Here is a 995-nt window from a genome sequence, read left to right as displayed (position 1 = left end):
TCCCCGTCCCTGGGCACCCCTCCTCCCTCTTCCTCCGGCGCATCTTCCCTGACTGCCGCCACTACCTCTACCGCCACCCGAACCTTTTCCCCATCCACCCGGCATTTTCTTATACCCCTTTCTGGTGAATTTAACGCGGCACCGTGCCGATAGTAGCGGTTTTACTGAACAATTACCCAGATAAAAACTCCGTCAAGTATCCGTGTCCAGTGGGTCTTTTTAGCGATACCTAACGCCGACGATAAGGGTGTGTACAGAACGAATTTCTTTCAGGTTTTCTTCATCATTTCACGACCTCTGGTACATTTTTGGTTTTTGCTAACCTTTCTGTACCAGGAGGTCTTTTTATTGGTCAACTTCTCTCCAAAGCATTACAAGAATGCTTATTTTTTCATATAGATAACATATCACCAATTTCTTGCTTTGTAAACAATATTTCGAAAACCATAATCGGGTATCTTTTGCCTCGGCTCACGTGAATTTAACCGGTGCTACTTCCTTCATTATCGAGGTGTTACGAAGTACGACACAGCTTCACCATAGCGTCATAAACCCGCTCCACTTCTGCTGGCACAGGTTCAAGCACGTCCAGGGATTTTCTAACGCCCAACTCCGTTACCAGCGCGTAGTAATCTACCTTTACACCGGCTTTTTCCAGCATTTTTCTGGCACAGGCAACCGGGCAACCGTCAATTACGATCACCTTCTGTACCTGCGTCAGCTTCTTAAGCGTATTTTCCGCTCCTGCCCCTACACCGGACAGGCAGGCAAGATAACCAAACCCCGCTTGGGCCAGTTTCACCCCTGCAGCATTGGCAGTTTGACCGGTATTCGACCCCCCGGCACAGGTAAAGATCGCCACCTTATTAACTTCCCGATTCATTTAACAACTGCACCTCCTTAACCAGGCTATATCTGCTAAACATTTACCCTACCCCCGGAAGGAATTAAATGTTGATGCCGAAGTAGATTAAGATGTATTTTGCCGCTACATA

At 47.4% G+C, this 995-nt stretch carries 1 protein-coding gene; it reads right to left on the bottom strand.

All coding sequences use genetic code 11. From position 1 onward, the window contains the following. Window positions 1-514: 514 nt before the first annotated feature. Window positions 515-883 (bottom strand): putative zinc-binding protein, encoded by a 369-nt coding sequence (locus tag ACPLUI_RS10060; RefSeq protein WP_424660130.1) that lies wholly within the window; start codon window positions 881-883, stop codon window positions 515-517. Window positions 884-995 lie beyond the last annotated feature (112 nt).

Origin of the sequence: Desulfofundulus sp., from assembly GCF_049701015.1 — a bacterium.
In the GTDB taxonomy this organism is placed as follows: Bacteria; Bacillota; Desulfotomaculia; order Desulfotomaculales; family Desulfovirgulaceae; genus Desulfofundulus.
The sequence above is the reverse complement of the archived record's forward strand: the minus strand, read 5'-3'. Positions and strand labels throughout refer to the sequence as shown.

Bases quoted from the DNA above. Each gene is read 5' to 3' on its own strand.
- ACPLUI_RS10060 (WP_424660130.1), bottom strand. From the start codon at position 883: ATGAATCGGGAAGTTAATAAGGTGGCGATCTTTACCTGTGCCGGGGGG.